Origin of the sequence: Actinoplanes sp. NPDC000266 (assembly GCF_042899005.1) — a bacterium.
In the GTDB taxonomy this organism is placed as follows: domain Bacteria; phylum Actinomycetota; class Actinomycetes; order Mycobacteriales; family Micromonosporaceae; genus Actinoplanes.
This window is the reverse complement of record NZ_JBIAZI010000003.1, coordinates 489,789-505,909: the sequence shown is the minus strand read 5'-3', so window position 1 is coordinate 505,909 and position 16,121 is coordinate 489,789. Positions and strand designations below refer to the sequence as shown.

Genomic DNA, 16,121 nt, shown 5'->3' with positions numbered 1-16,121 from the left:
ACGCCGGACATCCGGAACCATTTGCCGGTGAGCCAGCGGATGCCCTCTGCCGATGAACCTCGATTCCCGAAGGTCGCGACCCACCTGCCCGAGTCCGACATTCGGGCGGTGGCCAACTTTCTGATCAGAACGGAGAAGGATCTCAGTCACGGTTCGCACGCTAGAGAGGCGCTGATCGGAGAGGCTGTCCGGCGGCAACCGGAGATCGCGGCCGACGTCCGGGCCGAGGCAAGAAAGATGCAGGCTGTCGCCTTTGTGTCCCTGGCCGACCGGCTATCTCTCGGCGTATTGCCAGCGACGATCGTCCTGGCCGCCCTCACTGCGTTCAAAATTGTGCCGATGGTGGCCGAGACGCCCACGGGAGGCGGATGGTTTCTCGTAGGTCTCGTTACGGCGGTGATAATTGTCGGTTTCGGTTTTTCGGTGACGTCGTCGCGTCGCTGGTTGAATCGTCTGATAGAGCGTCGGAATGCTCATCTTCTATATTATCGAGCCGTTGCCGAGAGCGTCGGAAAAATCCTTCGTCAGATTTCTTTCGAGTGGGATTCGGACGAAGTCCTGTGGGGTCCGCTATTTGCTTCGACTCATGCGCCCACGCTGGTCGGGATCGGTATCGAGAACGCCATATCGTCAGAGACTTACCAAGAGTTGCATCAATTCGTCAAGCAGCATCCCACCTCGGCGATCGGCATCGCGGGACCGCGCGGGGTCGGCAAATCCACTCTCATGGCGAAATTGACGAATGATCGATCGTTGCCATCGCTGGGTGTGGTCATTCCCTCGCCGAAGCGCTATGAACCCGCGGCGCTCGTCCGGCTCATCCACAGTGCGGTCGCCAATACAATCCTGGGGCGCAACTCTTCCGACGGAGGGCGTCAGCCTTTCCGGCGAGCGCCGTCGCACGTAACCGTTCGGCGCGTCGTCAGCGTGGCTCTCGTCTTCCTGCTCGCCGTGGGGTTGCTGGTCGGATGGATGCTGGATCAGCAGGACGCGGCTTATGCCGCGGCCGACAAGGGCTGGCGGGTCAGCAACGTTTCGATCTTCCTCGCGATGGCCACCTCGGCCTTGATCGGGGCGGTCCTGGCCTCCGCCTGGCGGGCGGCGTGGATCCACTTTCCCGGCAATCGGGGACCGGCGTTCTCGCCCACGCGGCTGGCTCGGCAGCAGATCGACTTCCTGCGTTTCAGCATGGCCGGGCAGACCAAGACGAAGGGTGGCTGGCGCGGCGGCGGGTTCCGGTTCGAGGCCGAGGATCAGGTCAGCCACACCGAGCGCGACCTGACCGAGGCGGAACAGGTCGACGCCTTGCGAGACTTCCTGTTCCAGTTGACGGCCCGCTTCGGCATTCGCGTCATCATCTGCATCGACGAGCTCGACAAAATAGACAAGCCCGACGATGTCGTCTCCATCGTGAACGGGGTGAAGGACCTGTTCCATCAGGAGGGCGTACACATCCTGGTTTCGGTCTCCACGGACGCCATGCATTCCTTCGCCGCTCGCGGCGTCCTTGTCCGGGACGTCTTCGACTCGGCTTTCGACACGGTGATCGAAGTCCGGCGGATGGGGCAGCTGGAAAGTCGCGAACTGCTCAAAGGGCGGGTGACCAGCTTCTCCGTGCCCGCCATGATGTTCTGTCACGCCTGGGCGGGTGGACACCCGCGGGATCTGATCCGGGTCGCGCGCCACTGCGTCAAGGTGCGGGCCGGCAATCAGGCGGATCTTCCACTGCGGTCGGTCGTCGACTCGGTGGTGCTCAGCGACACTTTGGAGGTCGTCGACGCCGCGATCGAGAAATTGCGCAGCGACGCGGAGAAGGAGCAGGACGAGGTGGTACGCGACCTGATCGCTTTCCGCCTGTTGCTGGCCGAGGACACCGCGTCACCCGTGCACGAGCAGATCCGGGCGGTCACCGCAGCTATGGAGCTTCCCCGGCTGGCGGAGGCCAACACCGAGGCCACCGCGCTGGTCAACGCGCTCGCGTTCTATGTGGATCTCGCGGCCGTGATCAGCCGGTACTTCTGGCAGGGCCGGTCTTTCGCCGAGTGGCAGACCGAGGAGACCGCGGTGGCGATCCAGCTGCTCGCGGAAGCTCAGGCGACGCTGTCCAGGCACTCCGCCGAAGCCGAGGCGAAGGTGGACAAGGCGAAGGCGCTCCTCAGTTGATGACGTGAATACTGTGGCGCCGTGGATGTTGCGGTGGTTCTTCGGAAGTATGACGGGCGGCTGCATCGGCGGCTTGTCATGCGCAGGCTGGGGGAGGACTCGCACGGTGTGTGGCTCGGGGCCCCGGCCGGCACGGCAGTGCACTCCGGGATGGCGGGAAAGGGCTTCGTGACTCGGCATGACACCGTGCGGCTGGTGCCGGCCGGGCAGTGGTGGTCCGCGATCTTCTTCGGTGAGCCGGGTGAATGGGATGTCTACTGCGACGTCACCACGCCGGCCACCTGGCTCGGGCCGGGGACGGTGGAGATGGTCGATCTGGATCTCGATGTTCAGCGGGAGCGGGACAGCGGGCGTGTGGAGCTGCTGGACGAGGACGAGTTCGCGGTGAACGCGCGGGTCTACGGCTACCCGGCCGATGTTGTCGCCGGGGCGCAAAGGGCCGCCGGGTGCCTTGTTGCCGGCCTTGGGGGCCGCGTCGAGCCGTTCGGGGTTTCGGGTAAAGGGTGGCTTCAGCTCTGAAAACCGGCGATCAGTCGGCCCAGCAAGGCTGTGCGCTCGGCGATGCCCGAGACTGACACCCACTCGTGGCGGGCGTGGGCTCCTCCGCCTCTCGGGGCCAGGCCGTCGACGGTGGGGATGCCCAGGGCGCCCGTGGTGTTCGTGTCGGCGGCGCCGTCGGCGGGGCGTCCGTCCACCGTCTGGCCGATCGAGGCGGCTGCCTCGGCTACGCGGGCCAGCAAGGCGGCGCCGGCCTCGGTGGGGGTCCAGGTGGCGCGGTGGGCCAGCAGGGTGGTTTTGATGCGGGCGCGGTCCCGTACGGGGGTCAGGTCGCTCAGAGCGGACAGGACGGCCTCCTCGTTCTCCGCGTCCAGGAAGCGCAGGCCCAGGTCGGCGTGGGCGCGGCCGGCGACCACGTTGGTGCGGCCGCCGCCCTCGATGGTGCCGACATTGAGCAGCACAGGGCGGTTCCGGACCAGGTCGCGGACGCGCAGGAGCTGGTCGAGGAGCTCGTCGATGGCGTTGACGCCGGCATCGGGGTCGAGGGCGGCGTGGGCCTCGATGCCGGTCACCTCGACGCGGGCCCTGGTGCTGCCGCGGCGGCCCGTCTTGAGGGCGCCGTCAGGGTGCGGGGGCTCCATTCCCAGTACGGCCTCGGCCTTCTCGGCCTCGGAGCGGACCAGGCCGGTCGCGGTGGGGGAGCCGACCTCCTCGTCCGCGACGACGAGCACCCGGATCTCGGGGCCGTCGTGACCCGCCTGCGGCGCGGCGGCCAGGAGGGCCGCGAGGCCGGACTTGGTGTCGTACACACCCGGGCCTTTGATTTTGTCGCCCTCGACCAGCCACGGCATGTCGCGCAGCGTGCCCACCGGCCAGACGGTGTCGTAGTGGCTGAGGAACAGCAACGGGCGCCCGGGGCGGCCGGGCCGGGACCAGAGCAGGTGGCCGTCCTCGCGGTCGGTGTGGAAGCCGGCCCGGGCGGCGTCCGACGAGAGCACCTCGGCCAGCTCGTCCAGTGCCCTGCGGTCACCGGTCGGCGACTCGATCAGCGTGTACCTGCGCAGTGCCTCGATCGCGTCCATATACGAACGCTAAGTTCGGGTCCAAGCGTTGTCAACGCGCCAGACAGGGTGCATGATGCCGGTTATACGATTCGTATCTTAGTGCGAAGCGCGAGGGGGTGGCCGGGTGATCGTGGTGCGTGATCTCGCCGGGCTCGGCGAGTGGACGGCGGCGTCGGCGCTCTACCGATCCGTCTTCGGCTATGAGCAGCCCGAGTTCGGGGTCAGCCCGCGGCTGCTGGCGGCCCTGCGGGAGAACGCCGGGACCGTGATCGGCGCGTTCCGGGAGGCCGAGCTCGTCGGTTTCTGTTACGGGTTCAGCGCGGTCGAGGAGGGCGAGCTCTACCACTACTCGCAGGCGGCCGCGGTCGCGCCGGGCCTTCAGGGCGCGGGCGTGGGGCGCAAGCTCAAGCAGGCGCAGGCCGAAGCGGCGCGGGGGACGGGGGCGCGGACGATGCGGTGGACCTTCGATCCGTACGCCCTGCGCAACGCCCACTTCAACTTCACCGTCCTGGGCGCGACAGCGATCCGGTTCCTGCCCGACTATTACGACGACGGGGATTCGGACCGACTGCTGGTCTCCTGGGACTTATATAAGCCTTATGCCGAAAAATTGGATATATCGATTGTTGTAACCCCCGCTACGGATCGGCTCGCCGCTCCCCACGCCGACGACCGGGCAGCGCTGAGGGAACGCCTCAAAGCCGAATTCGCCAGTGGCCGACGGCTCGTCAGTGTGGAAAGGCAACAAGTCCCGGACCAGGTGGGCTACACGTTCGTGCGGAACGTCCAGTGACCACACCCGCCGAGCGCTTCGACCGCAACGTCCAGCGGCGGTCGGCCCAGGTGCTCAAGCAGCGCGTCCTCGAACAGCAGCGGGCCGAGTTCGGCAAGGCGCTGGCCTGGGCGGCCGAGCACGACGCGATCGAGCGGGCGGCCGCCCGCATCGTCTCGGCCCGGCGGCGGTTCGTGCTGGGCAACGGCAAGTCGCAGGCGTACGCGGCCCTGCTCGCGGCCGACCTCAGCGCGGGCCTCTCCGGCGTGCAGTCGGTCACGCGGCCCCTCGACATGCTCGCCGACATCCGGCAGGGCGACCTGCTCGTCGCCGTCTCCATGGAGCGCTATCGCCGGGACACTGTGGACGTCGCCGAGGCGTACACCCGGCACGGGGGTGAATTGATTCTCGTGACCGACGCCCCGGACGCGCCCCTGACCGGCGCCGCCGCCGTCGCCATCGTGGTCGAGCCGGACAGTGCCTCGTACGCCAACTCGCCCACCTCGATCGTCCTGGCCCTGCACCTGCTGGCCACCCTGGCCATCGCCAGCTCCAAGGGCGCGGGCCGCCGTCTGCACGAACGCGACGCCCTCGCCGCCGAACTCAACCTCTACGTGGACGAGACATGACCGACATCCAGACCGTTCAGCTGCGCCGCGTCCGCCTGCCGCTGGTGCACGAGTTCCAGACCAGCTCGCACGCCAAGCGCTTCCTGGAACACATCCTGGTCACGCTGACCGACGCCGACGGCGCCGTGGGGTGGGGCGAGATCGCCTCGCCGAGCGGCCCGTTCTACTCGGCCGAGACCGTCGAGTCGTGCTGGGCCGTGGCCCGCGACCACCTGGCGCCCCAGGTTCTCCGAGGCGGTTCGGTCACCGTGCGCGGAAATCAGTTCGCGCGGGCCGGCTTCGACATGGCCGCCTGGGATCTGCGGACGAGAGCCGACGGCCGATCGCTCGCCGCCGCCCTGGGCGGAACGCGGACGAAGGTGGAGGCCGGCGTCTCCCTCGGCATCGAGCCCACCATCGACGCTCTCCTGGAGCAGGTCGCCCAGCGGGTCGGCGAGGGCTACCGCCGGGTCAAGCTGAAGATCGCCCCCGGCTGGGACGTCGAACCGGTGCGGGCCGTCCGTTCCGCGTTCCCGGCGGTTCCGCTGCACGTCGACGCCAACGGCGTCTACACCCCGGACGACATCGACGTGATGAGGGAACTCGACGCCTTCGGCCTCTTGATGATCGAGCAGCCGTACGGGCCACGCGCGCTCGCCGCGCTGGCCGACCTGCAGAAGCGGCTGTCCACGCCGGTCTGCCTGGACGAGTCGATCGAGGAGCTCGACGACCTGCACACCGCCCTGCGCCTGGGATCCGGCCGCGTTCTGAACATCAAGGTGTCGAGGATGGGCGGGCTGACCGCGGCCGTACGGGCCCACGACCTGGCCCAGGAGCACGGGATCCCGGTCTGGTGCGGAGGCATGCACGAGTTCGGCATCGGCCGTGCCGCGAACGTGGCCCTGAGCGCCCTGCCCGGCTTCACCCTGCCGTCCGACGTGTCCGGCTCCGACAAGTACTACGCCCGCGACGTCACCACCGAGCCCGTCGTCAGCGTCGACGGGCTGGTCGAGGTGCCCACCGGGCCCGGGCTCGGCTACGAGCCGGACCTGGAGTTCATCTCGGCCCACACCAACGATTCCCTTGAGATATATCGAAGTTAATCGAAACAATGGAGTCTCTTGGCACCCCCACCAAGGAGGCTCCGATGGCCCGTCGCATCCTCGTCGTCCTGCTGCTGATCCTCGGCATCGCGCTCGTGCCCACCGCCGCACACGCCGCCGACTCGAAGGCCACCGTCCTGTCCAACTGGAGCCAGCCCACCGAGGCCAGCTTCAACGCCTGGAACGCGGCCCGCAACAACCGCGCCCCCTGGGCGTCCTACGGCTTCGACTGGTCCACCGACTACTGCTCGTCCAGCCCCGACAACCCGCTCGGGTTCGCCTTCGAGATCCCCTGCTGGCACCACGACTTCGGCTACCGCAACTACAAGGCCATCGGCACCTTCCCGGCCAACAAGTCCCGCGTCGACGACACGTTCTACGCCGACCTGAAGCGCGTGTGCGCGACGTACAGCGCGGCCGTCCGCCCGGCCTGCACGAGCCTGGCGTGGACGTACTACCAGGCGGTGAAGGTCTTCGGTTCGCTCACAGCCGTACAGCAGAAGGACCTGGACCGGGCCGCGGCCCTTCTTTAGCCTCCACCAGCCGCCGCCACATGACCGCCCGCTCGGCGGCGGAGACCTCGTCGAGCGTGAGTCCGAACAGGTCGGCCAGGGCCGCGAAATAGTCGCCGGGAGTCTCCAGAGCCGTGCGGCTGACCGTCTCCGACACCCGGGACAGGGTGAGACCGCGCAGCACGTCGGCGCCTCCGGCGTCACGGCGCTGCGCGGTCGCCGTGCGCACGAAGCCGGACTCGGGCGAAGTGGAGAGGAACTGGTGCTTATCGGCGAAGGCGGTCATCTCGGCCGCCTCGGCCCGGAAATCCATGCCGAGGAAACCCCCGCGCGGGTCATGGTCGAAACGCCAGCCGCCGGGTTCGGCTTCGGAGGGGCGCAGGCCGTACGTGAACGGGCCCTGCCGATGGAGGCCCTCGACCAAGGGGAGGGGCTCGTGCAGCCCGTCACCCATGCCGAGATCGACCAGCCACCGCCCGTCCGGAGCCTCGGCCGATGGTAGACCGGAGACGGTGAGCACGAGGTGGTTGGCATCGGCCCCGGGCGGGCGGCCGGTCGTCGGTTGCACGCCGCCGACGTGGCGGCTCACGTGAAAGCCGAGCGCGCGGAGCAGCGCGGAGAACGCGCCGTTGAGGTGGTAGCAGTATCCGCCGCGCCCGCGAACGATCCGGTCGACCGACTCGGTCGGGTCCACAGTGGTCGGCCGTCCGAGCCAGATCTCGAGGCTTTCGTACGGAACACGCTCGGCGTGCGCCCGATGAAGCTCGGTGAGCGCTTCTATGCTGGGTGAGCGCCCCGCCCTCCCGTCCAGCCCCAAGCGCCGAAGGTAGCCGTCGACATCGATCCCCGTGTTCATGACGCCAGTAAACTGGCTCCCTTTGACCCTGGGCGCGATCGATGCCGCGCTCCGCCGGTGGGCGGAAACCGGCGAGGCGGCCGGCGGGCGGTACTTCTTCACCACAGACCTGGTCGTCACGCCGCGGCCGGGCCTCACCGCGATGATCGACGCGATCGAGGGTCTCGTCCGCGAGGGGGAGATCGGCGAGGCCTGCTCGGTCGTTCCAGCCGGGCTATGAGAGGCGGGGTGCGGTCTTCGTGGCGGTCCAGACGCCAGCGATGAACAAGGCCGGGATCAGCAGGAAGAAGAACAGGTTGTGCTCGCGGCCGTCGTTGGTCAGCACCAGAGCCAGGGTGAACGATGCCGCGACGAGGCCGATCGCCGACCAGGCGTAGAAGCGGCGGGAGTAACGGCGCGGAGCGGGCACGTCGGTGACCGTCACGCCCGGGTTCAGTCTGATCCACTCGTGGGCCACCTCCAGCGGGATGCCCGGAATGCGCAGGTCGCCGAGGGGAGTGCGGTAGGGATCCAGGTCGGGGCGGCCCCGGCCCTCGGCCAGGTTCCAGAGCGGGGTGATCAGCGTGCCCGCCAGGGCCAGGAGCGAGCCCTCGGTGACCCCGACGATCAGGAAGACGATCGAGAGCAGCGAGATCGGCAGCGACAGCGGGGCCAGGCGGGTGTGACGGCGGATCGCGCGGGCCGTGGTCGCGTCGACCGGCAGGCGCTGGGACGGGTGGCGGCGGAAACGCCACACGCTCATCGGCACGTCGACCCATTCCGGGTCGGGGGAGCCGTCGGTGACGGCCAGGGCGGGCATCCGCACGTCGGCGACGAGGGCGGCGGGAACGACGAGATCCATGGTCGGCCCAGCGTAGCCAGCGCGGGCACGATAGCCGAGTCGGCCGAAACCCGTATAACGGGCTGTCGGCTCACCTAGAGTCGGCTTTCGGGGGAAAGCCGACCGAAAGGGGTGCGTGGTGTTCGAGCCGATGCTCATCGGGGGCGCGGCCCATTTCGACTGGGCCGAGCCGGACGGGGTGCTCGCCACCTACGTCTCGCAGATGGACCGCCTCAGCGACGCCGTCGATCCGGGCGTGCCGCTCGGTCTCAGCGTCGGCGGACTGCTCATCAGCGGCGAGCTGATCCCGCAGTGGCAGTGGTTCGCCGAGGTCAGTGAGCTCAACGACCACGAGGACGCGTTCTACGTGGGCACCGCCGAGCACGTCAAGGAGCAGTCCGACCTGGCCCACGCCGCGATCAAGTCGCGGGACGTCGGCGACGAGGTCACCCAGCGGCAGTACGCGGCCCTGATGACCCCGACCCGCTACATCCACCTGCGCAACGCCCGCATCCACTACCCGGGCACCCAGGCCACCAAGGGCCGCCTCTGGCGCGGGCGCCTGGCCGACATCTCGGGCTGGACCCCCGGAGCCAGCATCTAAATCGCTGTCGCTCGATCGAACGGCCCGGTACGAAGATCCGGTGTTCTTCGTATCCGTGTTCCTGCTCGGCATCGCCGACTCGATGGCCCACTCGTACATCGTGCTGTTCGGCGCCGATGTCGTCGGGCTGACGCCGTGGCAGATCGGCGTCTGGTCGTCGGTGGCCGCCCTCGGCGGCATCACGATCGGCTGGTGGCTGGGCCGGCGGTTCGACCGGCGTCCCTCGCGGTGGTACGCGATCGCCGTGATCTCGCTGGGCTCCGCCGGCTACGCGCTGTTGCCCCGGGTGTCGAGCTTCTTCGTGCTGCTTCTGATGGCGGCGACCGTGCTCGGCGCCATGGGCGCGGCCTTCCCCCAGCTTTTCGCCCTGGCCCGTTCCGCGCTCGGCGACGGCCCGGCCGGGCAGCGGTCGGCCCCGCTGCTGCGAGCGGCCTGGTCGCTGGCCTGGGCCGTCGGCCCGCTGCTGGGCGCGCTCGTGCTGTCCCGCAGCGGCTACACCTGGTTGATGTGGTCGGCCGCCGCCGTCTTCCTCGTGACCGCCTTGACCCTGCTCGCTGTGCCCCGGCCCCGGGCCGCCGAGGTCACGGCCTCCGCCCCGGGCGGCACCCCGGTGCTGCTCACCGCCAGCGTCACCCTGTTCTTCACCGCGATGTTCGCCGGCGGTCTGGCCCTGCCGCTGTTCGTCACGCGTGGCCTGCACCAGACGGCCGCGTCGGTCGGCGTGCTGCTGAGCGTCTGCGCCGCGGTCGAGGTGGTGGCCACGCTGGGACTGGCCGTTCTGCCGGACCGGGTCAGCCAGCGGGCCGTGATCCTGGGCGGCTTCGGCTCGTTCGTCGCCTACTACGCGCTGACTGTGGTGTCCTCGGGCATGGCCATGCTGCTGATCGGGCAGGCTCTGCGCGGCGTGGGCATCGCGATCGTCGGCGCGGCCGGCATCCGCTACTTCCAGGATCTGCTGGCCCCGGCCACCGGCCGCGCGACCACCCTGTTCGCCAACGCGACCACGGCCGGGCTCCTGGTCTCCGGCATCATCTCCGGCGTGGCCGTCGAGCAGCTCGGCTACCGGGCGACGCTGGTGCTGTGCGGGGTGGCGGCCGCCCTCGGCGGGGTGGCCTTCCTTCTCGGTTCGGGCCGGGCCTACGCCGCCGCCTCCAGGTCGAGGACGAAGATCGAGCCGCCGTCCGGGTTGGGCGTGTAGCGGATGTCGCCCTCGTTGGCCCGGGCCAGGCCACGCACGATGTAGAGCCCCAGGCCGGTGCCGCGCACGCTGGTCGCGTCGCGTTCGGCCCGGGCCAGCCGCTCGAACAGGCGCGGCCGGAACTCGGCCGGCACGCCCGGTCCGTTGTCGGCGACGCTGACGCTGACCCGGGTGCCGTCGTGGCCGATGGTGATCGAGGTGGCCCCGCCGCCGTACTTGCCCGCGTTCGACAGCAGGTTGGCCAGGATCTGCTGGAGATGCCCGGGATTGCACAGCGCCCGCCGGTCGTCGCCGAGCACCCGCAGGTCTTCCAGATCCATCGCCACCAGGGCCTGGGTGATCTGGTCGCGCAGAGAGACAATTTGCCGTACGGCTGTGAGTGAACCCGCGTCGATCGACACCATCGCGAGAACCTCACGCACGATGTCGTCGAGCCGGCCCGCCTGCCGGGCGATCGCCTCCACGGCCCGCTCGCGCATGGCCTCGCCGGCGCCCTCGGTCAGCACCTCGGCGTAGCCGCGGATCGACGACAGCGGGTTGCCGATCTCGTGCCCGAGCATGCCGATGATGTCGAGCTTGAGCCGGTCGGCCGCCTCCAGCTCGGCGTTGCGCTCGGCCAGCGCGGCCGCGGCCCGGTCACGGTCGGCTTCGGCGGCCCGGCGGGCGGACACGTCGGTGATCACGCCGATCAGGTGCTTCGGGCGGCCACCCACCTCACGGACGACCGAGAACGTGGCCGACACGTCGACCCAGTGCCCGTCGGCGTGCCGCAGGCGGCCCTCCTGCGTGTAGGCGTCCCGTTCGCCGGTGAACAGGTCGGCGCGGTGCCGGCGGCTCTCCAGCAGGTCGTCCGGGTGCACGAAGTCGCGGTCGTGGCGGCCCACCAGATGCTCGACGGTGTGGCCGAGCATCGCCGCGTAGGCCGGGTTGACCGACACCAGCGACCCGTCCAGCCCGTAGACGGCCTGCCCGGCCGCCGAATGGGTGAACTGGGCCCGGAACCGCTGCTCGCTCTCGGCCAGGGCCTGCTCGGCGGTGCGGGCCGCCGTCACGTCGGTGTTGATCTCGAGGATCTGGTCGGCCGGCAGGTGCAGCACCTGGCGGCTGAGCACGGTGACGACCCGGCCGGTGGCGGTCAGGTGCTCGAGCGGGCCGTCCCAGTGCCCGTCGCGCACCAGGCCGTCGCGCGCGTCCTGCTCGGTGCACTCGTCCGGGAAGACCGTGGACAGCAGCCGGTGGATGTTCTTGCCGGCGACCGCCGACAGCGGCCAGCCGTACAGCTGCTCGGCGCCCGCGTTCCACCAGCGGATGGTGCCGTCGAGGTCGCGCACGATCACCGCGGCCGGGATCAGCTCCAGCAGGCGGGCCTGCCGGCGCATCTGCGCCTCGGCGGCCCGCTGCGCGGTCACGTCCTCGGCCTGGCTGACCAGGTAGAGCGGCCGGCCGGTGTCGTCGCGGACCTCGGCCGTCCGCGACGACACCCACACCTCGTGGCCGTTCTTGTGCAGGTAGCGCACGACCGACCGGCCGGGGGTGGCGTCGGCCGGGCGGTCGTCCGGGTGCACGATCTCGGCGTACGTCATCCGCAGCAGCTCGTCGGCGGCGTAGCCGGTGATCGCCGACAGGGCCGGATTGGCCTGAAGGTAGCGGCCCGGCACGCCGTCGGCCAGGCTGATCAGGCCGAGCCCGAGCGGCGAATTGTCGAACGTCATCCGGAAACGGGTCTCGCTCGCCTCCAGCAGGGCCAGCGCGTGGGTGCGCTCGACCAGCAGGGCGGCGTTGCGGGCGGCGTCGTCGGCGTGCTGCAGGGCCGAGCTGAGGCTGTCGGCGAGCAGGGCCAGCTGCTGCACCTCGGTGGCGTCGAACGCGCCGGGCCGGGCCGAGGAGACCTTCAGGCAGCCGATCACCCGGTTCTCGGCGTGCAGCGGGGCGATCATCATCGAGCCGATGCCGTGCCGCACGCAGGCGGCCCGGTCCACCCGGGGATCGGCCGTGGTGTCGGAGCAGTACGCGGGCGCGCCGGTGGTCAGCACCTGGCCGCTGAGCGAGCCGGCGACCGGCACGTGGGCGTTGTGCGCGGCGGCCAGAGTGCCGGCCGTGGCGGCGTACACCAGGTCGTCGCCCTGGACGAGCTCGACCGTGGCGCCGTCGGCGTCCTCGAAGAGCTCGACGGCCCGGGCCGCGACCACGCGCAGCGCCGCGTCCCGGTCGGCCGCGGCGGCGGTGACGTCACGCTGCACGGCCAGGGTGGCCCGCAGGCGCTGCACCTCACGCTCGGCGGCGAGCGCGGCCGCCCGCTCGGCGGTGATGTCCTGCAACTGCACGAGCCGCCAGCGGCGCCCGTCGGGACCGGGGATCAGCGACAGGCTGACCCGGGTCCAGCTGATCCGGCCGTCGGCGTGCCGCAGCCGGTTGTCGTACTGCACGTCGGCCGACCCGCGCAGCAGCGCGAGGCGGGCCCGGGCACTCGCCTCGATGTCGGCCGGATCGGTGATCTCGCGGTGGGTCAGGCCGATCAGCTCGTCGACCGGGCGCCCGGTCAGCGCGGCCGCGGCCGGGTTGGCCCGCCGGAACCGTCCGTGCTCGTCGGCGATGAGCAGCCCGATCGGGCTGCCGTCGAACGCGGTGCGGAACTGCTCCTCGCTGCGCTCGTGGGCCTGCTGGGCGGCCAGGGTGGCGGTGACGTCGACCAGCTGGGCCAGGAAGTGCGCGGGCGCGCCGTCGTCGTCGCGCAGCATGGTGACGGTCAGCAGGCAGTGGGTCAGCCCGCCGTCGCGGCGCCGGTAGCGCTTGTGCGTGCGGTAGCTGTCGATCCGCCCGGCCAGCAGGTCGGCCGCCTGCGCGGTGTCGTTGTCGTAGTCGTCGGGGTGGATGATCGCCCGGCGGGTGCACGCGAGCAACTCGTCCGGCGTATAGCCGAGCATGCCGGCGATGGCCGGGTTGACCCGCGCCCACTCGCCGTCCAGGCCGACCACGGCCATGCCGATCGGCGACGACTCGAACAGGGCGCCGAACGAGGGTGGCGCCGCCGCACGAAGCATGTATACCTAATCGGCGGCGCCGGAACCTATTTGAGGTTAGGCGGCGATCCCTCGCTTGCCGAACAGCCGCCGCAGCAGGCTGCGGCCGCCGGCCACGGCGTCGCCGGTCTCGGAGAGCAGGCGGTCACCGGCGATCGCCCACTCGGCCAGCAGCGACGCGGCCCGGTCCATGGTGCGGCGGGCCTGCTCGAAGTCGTCCTCGTCGTGGCGCAGCAGCCACAGACGGCGCGCCTGGTCCCAGGCCCGCGCCCGCGTCACGGTCACGAGCATGCGCTGGCTCCAGTCGTCGAGCGGCCCGACGAACTTGTCCAGCTCCATCTGCCAGCGGTCGGAGAAGCCGCGGCGCAGCGGCGGGATCTCCTCGTAGAAGATCTCGTTCACCAGCAGGTAGTCGGGGTGGATGACGTCGTCGCCGGGCTCGGGCGCGCCCAGGTCGGCCCAGGTGGCGATCAGGGCCAGGGCCAGATCGTGGTTGATGTGCGCGTTGACGCCGAGCATGGCCGCGGTCAGGCGGGTCATCTCGACGTCGCCGGCCCGCTTGAAGAGCACCTCCCACACGTCGGGGGTGTCCTCGTTGTCGTTGTTCCACAGGTCGATGGCCGCGAAATAGCGCCGCGCGAACTCGACGTCGAGCCGCTCCAGGAACTCGGGCGAGTTGACCCCGTCGACCAGAGCCGAGTCCACCCGCCGGGTGATCTTCAGATAGAGCTCGTTGAAGGCGGACACGCGGTTGTTGGCCGGGCTCGGCGGCAGCTCGTCGAGGATCTGCTGCATGGTGACGAGCATGGCGATCACCTCGCCGATGGTCGCGGGCTTCTTCACCAGGCAATCGGTCACCTGCGAGCCGAGCGGCGCCCAGCCCCGCCCGGAGGGGATCGTCAGGGCGGACAGCTCGAGCCGCTTCTCGCGCAGAAGCTCCGCGCTGCCCTGCGCGGCAGCACGATCGAACGTCGAAGTCATGGCGCCACTCTCCACAGCGAAACACCGTTTCGCCACCAACTTGTCAGTAACCTGTCCCGCGAGATCCGTCACAGCCGGAAAACCGGTCGACCGGGGGAGGGTCATCTTGTCTGACATCTGACCTTTAGCACCGCCAGGGCCCTCGCTGAGTCCACATTCCTGCTTCGAATGGATTCTCGGCCGTGGCCCTTCACGAGCATGCCCGCAACAGGCGGGTTCTCGGACAGAACTTCCTTCACGACCCCATTGCCGTACGCCGGGTGGCCGACGCCGCCTCCTTGCAGGCCGGCGAGCTCGTCTACGAAGCGGGCGCCGGTCGCGGGAAGCTCACCCATGAGCTTCTGCGCCGGTCGGCACGCGTCGTGGCGTACGAAATCGACGCAAGCATGGCGGGAGTACGCCCGCGAACGCACTGGCGACTACGGCCGCTGGTCCAAACTGACCGTCCGCACATGGCCGCTCATCGCTTGGGAGCTGGCCGGGCGTGTGCCGCGCGGCGCGTTCCGCCCGATGCCCCGCGTGGACGGCGGCGTCCTGCGCCTGGCCCGCCGGGCCGTACGGCTGGACGCCGAACCGGCCGGGGAGGTGTGGCCGGAGCAGTGGCTCACCCTGTTCCGGCTCCTGTCATGTGAATAGCCCCCGGTTGGCGCGGCTCCACCGGATCCGCTCGGCCGTCTCGTCGAGGAAGCCGCTGGCCTGCCATTCGGCCTGGGGCTGCCGGCCCTGCCGGGCCAGCAGCTTCGCCCGCTCCCAGACGATTTCCTGCTGTGCGATGACCTCGTCCACGTCGACCGCTGTGCCGTAGGCGCCGGCGAATATCTCCATCCGGCGCCGCCTGTCCGGTGGCGTGGGATAGCGCAGCCACCGCAGACAGGTCTCGTCGTCCCGGAACGGAGCGACATATTCCAGCGCGTACGCCACGTCGTGTGCCGGCCTCGCCGGCCACGCGTAGTCCCAGTCGATGATCCCGACGGGCCGGTTGCCGTGCCACACCAGGTTCCACGGGCCGAAGTCCCCGTGACAGACGATCTCGTCGCCGGCCATGGGGCCGGTCCGCCCGGCCCAGTCGCTCGCCGGCCGAAACCCTTTCACGGCCTCGTGATAGTCCCGCAGCAGCCGCGCCATGGCCACCAGCCCGTCCTCGTCGACGACCTTCGCCCAGCCGTCGGGCCCGGACTCGCCGTCGACATAGGTCAGCACCTCCCGGCCCTCGTCGTCGATCCCGAGCACCCGGGGCGCGAACGGGAAGCCGACCGCCTCCAGATGACGCAGCAGCTCGTGCACGGCCGGCGACCAGGGCTGCAACGGCCGCCGCACGGTGTCGCCGACCCGGACGACCTGCCGATGCGGCTTGTCCTGCAACAGCTCCGGATCGGTCACGACCGTACCCCGGCGGCGGCCAGGACCGTGTCCAGCCGGGCGTCGAGCGGGCCGCTCAACTCCAGGACCGGGGTGTCCGCCCAGGCGCCGAGCGGATCGTCGTACATCAGCTCCAGCAGCGCGTCGTTCATGCGCGTGCGCAGGCCGGGCAGTTCGGCGCCGGGCAGGATCCGCTCGGTCTCCGGCGTGATCACCGTGATGACGAGCAGGTCGAGGGTGGCGAAGGCCCGGCGCAACCCGACCGGGTCGGCCTGCTCGGCCGGGTCGGCGCCGCCGGCGGCCAGATAGGCCAGATAGTCGAGCGGCGACCGGTCGAAGACGGTCCCGGACGGTGAGGGCGGCGCCAGCAGACTCCGCACCGAGCAGCCGATCATCGCCCGGTAGTCCTCGGCCGACGGCGGGAAGTCACACTCGTACCCCTGGTCCTCCAGAAGGTAGTACGGCTCCTCGGCCATCACGTGCCCCGGCAGGCGCGCACAGATCGCCTCGCCCAGCGTGGTCTTCCCCGTTCCATGCGTCCCGGAAATCGCTATCCGCATGAT

Annotated in this window: 16 protein-coding genes and 1 pseudogene; 10 read left to right on the top strand and 7 right to left on the bottom strand. The window is 70.1% G+C overall.

The annotated features are described in order from the left end of the window. Positions 1-27 precede the first annotated feature (27 nt). Entirely contained in the window at positions 28-2,163 is a 2,136-nt protein-coding gene (locus ACFY36_RS13870) for a P-loop NTPase fold protein (RefSeq protein WP_499746301.1), read from the top strand. A gap of 21 nt (positions 2,164-2,184) precedes the next feature. After that, positions 2,185-2,682 carry a DUF402 domain-containing protein gene (locus ACFY36_RS13865; RefSeq protein ID WP_499746300.1) on the top strand — a complete coding sequence of 166 codons (498 nt, stop codon included), beginning with the start codon at positions 2,185-2,187 and terminating at the stop codon, positions 2,680-2,682. Here ACFY36_RS13865 and ACFY36_RS13860 read toward each other — a convergent pair. Continuing rightward, entirely contained in the window at positions 2,673-3,743 is a 1,071-nt protein-coding gene (locus tag ACFY36_RS13860) for a M20/M25/M40 family metallo-hydrolase (protein WP_499746299.1), read from the bottom strand. The genes ACFY36_RS13865 and ACFY36_RS13860 overlap by 10 nt on opposite strands. Before the next feature lie 106 nt (positions 3,744-3,849). Here ACFY36_RS13860 and ACFY36_RS13855 point away from each other — a divergent pair, with 106 nt between their 5' ends. The 4 genes from ACFY36_RS13855 to ACFY36_RS13840 are packed head-to-tail and all read left to right on the top strand — an operon-like array spanning position 3,850 to position 6,741. Continuing rightward, positions 3,850-4,518 (top strand): GNAT family N-acetyltransferase, encoded by a 669-nt coding sequence (locus ACFY36_RS13855; RefSeq protein ID WP_499746298.1) that lies wholly within the window; start codon positions 3,850-3,852, stop codon positions 4,516-4,518. Continuing rightward, positions 4,515-5,126, top strand: a complete 612-nt coding sequence (locus tag ACFY36_RS13850; protein WP_499746297.1) for a MurR/RpiR family transcriptional regulator — start codon at positions 4,515-4,517, stop codon at positions 5,124-5,126. Before ACFY36_RS13855 ends, ACFY36_RS13850 begins: the two co-directional genes overlap by 4 nt. Next, positions 5,123-6,208, top strand: a complete 1,086-nt coding sequence (gene menC / locus ACFY36_RS13845) for an o-succinylbenzoate synthase (RefSeq protein ID WP_499746296.1) — start codon at positions 5,123-5,125, stop codon at positions 6,206-6,208. Before ACFY36_RS13850 ends, menC begins: the two co-directional genes overlap by 4 nt. 44 nt (positions 6,209-6,252) lie before the next feature. Beyond that, on the top strand, positions 6,253-6,741 hold the full coding sequence (locus tag ACFY36_RS13840) for a phospholipase (protein WP_499746295.1): 489 nt from the start codon (positions 6,253-6,255) through the stop codon (positions 6,739-6,741). Here ACFY36_RS13840 and ACFY36_RS13835 read toward each other — a convergent pair. Beyond that, on the bottom strand, positions 6,692-7,576 hold the full coding sequence (locus ACFY36_RS13835; protein WP_499746294.1) for an arylamine N-acetyltransferase family protein: 885 nt from the start codon (positions 7,574-7,576) through the stop codon (positions 6,692-6,694). The two genes, ACFY36_RS13840 and ACFY36_RS13835, sit on opposite strands and share 50 nt — an antisense overlap. A gap of 22 nt (positions 7,577-7,598) precedes the next feature. Here ACFY36_RS13835 and ACFY36_RS13830 point away from each other — a divergent pair, with 22 nt between their 5' ends. Next, positions 7,599-7,796: a hypothetical protein gene (locus ACFY36_RS13830; RefSeq protein ID WP_499746293.1), complete on the top strand. Its 198-nt coding sequence runs from the start codon at positions 7,599-7,601 to the stop codon at positions 7,794-7,796. On the opposite strand, the gene ACFY36_RS13825 is transcribed toward ACFY36_RS13830, so the two are convergent. Continuing rightward, on the bottom strand, positions 7,791-8,417 hold the full coding sequence (locus tag ACFY36_RS13825; RefSeq protein WP_499746292.1) for a hypothetical protein: 627 nt from the start codon (positions 8,415-8,417) through the stop codon (positions 7,791-7,793). The genes ACFY36_RS13830 and ACFY36_RS13825 overlap by 6 nt on opposite strands. 118 nt (positions 8,418-8,535) lie before the next feature. Between ACFY36_RS13825 and ACFY36_RS13820 the strand changes: the two genes are divergently transcribed. Both ACFY36_RS13820 and ACFY36_RS13815 read left to right on the top strand, forming a co-directional pair. Continuing rightward, positions 8,536-9,000: a GvpU-like protein gene (locus ACFY36_RS13820; protein ID WP_498660786.1), complete on the top strand. Its 465-nt coding sequence runs from the start codon at positions 8,536-8,538 to the stop codon at positions 8,998-9,000. Between the two features lie 40 nt (positions 9,001-9,040). Further along, positions 9,041-10,198, top strand: coding sequence for a sugar efflux transporter (locus tag ACFY36_RS13815; RefSeq protein WP_499746291.1), 1,158 nt, complete (start codon positions 9,041-9,043; stop codon positions 10,196-10,198). Here the strand turns inward: ACFY36_RS13815 and ACFY36_RS13810 are convergent. Then, positions 10,138-13,239 (bottom strand): PAS domain S-box protein, encoded by a 3,102-nt coding sequence (locus ACFY36_RS13810; protein WP_499746290.1) that lies wholly within the window; start codon positions 13,237-13,239, stop codon positions 10,138-10,140. The two genes, ACFY36_RS13815 and ACFY36_RS13810, sit on opposite strands and share 61 nt — an antisense overlap. A 36-nt stretch (positions 13,240-13,275) precedes the next feature. Further along, on the bottom strand, positions 13,276-14,199 hold the full coding sequence (locus ACFY36_RS13805) for a DUF5995 family protein (protein WP_499746289.1): 924 nt from the start codon (positions 14,197-14,199) through the stop codon (positions 13,276-13,278). A 182-nt stretch (positions 14,200-14,381) separates the two neighbouring features. On the opposite strand from ACFY36_RS13805, the pseudogene ACFY36_RS13800 reads away from it, so the two are divergent. Continuing rightward, a pseudogene (locus ACFY36_RS13800) lies at positions 14,382-14,835 on the top strand (rRNA adenine N-6-methyltransferase family protein). Here the strand turns inward: ACFY36_RS13800 and ACFY36_RS13795 are convergent. Both ACFY36_RS13795 and ACFY36_RS13790 read right to left on the bottom strand, forming a co-directional pair. Further along, positions 14,824-15,579 (bottom strand): aminoglycoside phosphotransferase family protein, encoded by a 756-nt coding sequence (locus tag ACFY36_RS13795; protein WP_499746288.1) that lies wholly within the window; start codon positions 15,577-15,579, stop codon positions 14,824-14,826. The pseudogene ACFY36_RS13800 and the gene ACFY36_RS13795 overlap by 12 nt on opposite strands. After that, positions 15,576-16,118: an AAA family ATPase gene (locus ACFY36_RS13790; RefSeq protein WP_499746287.1), complete on the bottom strand. Its 543-nt coding sequence runs from the start codon at positions 16,116-16,118 to the stop codon at positions 15,576-15,578. The genes ACFY36_RS13795 and ACFY36_RS13790 overlap by 4 nt, the downstream gene beginning before the upstream one ends. Between the last annotated feature and the right edge of the window lie 3 nt (positions 16,119-16,121).

Bases quoted from the DNA above. Each gene is read 5' to 3' on its own strand.
- ACFY36_RS13840 (WP_499746295.1), top strand. From the start codon at position 6,253: ATGGCCCGTCGCATCCTCGTCGTCCTGCTGCTGATCCTCGGCATCGCG.
- ACFY36_RS13790 (WP_499746287.1), bottom strand. From the start codon at position 16,118: ATGCGGATAGCGATTTCCGGGACGCATGGAACGGGGAAGACCACGCTG.
- ACFY36_RS13805 (WP_499746289.1), bottom strand. From the start codon at position 14,199: ATGACTTCGACGTTCGATCGTGCTGCCGCGCAGGGCAGCGCGGAGCTT.
- ACFY36_RS13835 (WP_499746294.1), bottom strand. From the start codon at position 7,576: ATGAACACGGGGATCGATGTCGACGGCTACCTTCGGCGCTTGGGGCTG.
- ACFY36_RS13810 (WP_499746290.1), bottom strand. From the start codon at position 13,239: ATGCTTCGTGCGGCGGCGCCACCCTCGTTCGGCGCCCTGTTCGAGTCG.
- ACFY36_RS13860 (WP_499746299.1), bottom strand. From the start codon at position 3,743: ATGGACGCGATCGAGGCACTGCGCAGGTACACGCTGATCGAGTCGCCG.
- ACFY36_RS13825 (WP_499746292.1), bottom strand. From the start codon at position 8,417: ATGGATCTCGTCGTTCCCGCCGCCCTCGTCGCCGACGTGCGGATGCCC.
- menC (WP_499746296.1), top strand. From the start codon at position 5,123: ATGACCGACATCCAGACCGTTCAGCTGCGCCGCGTCCGCCTGCCGCTG.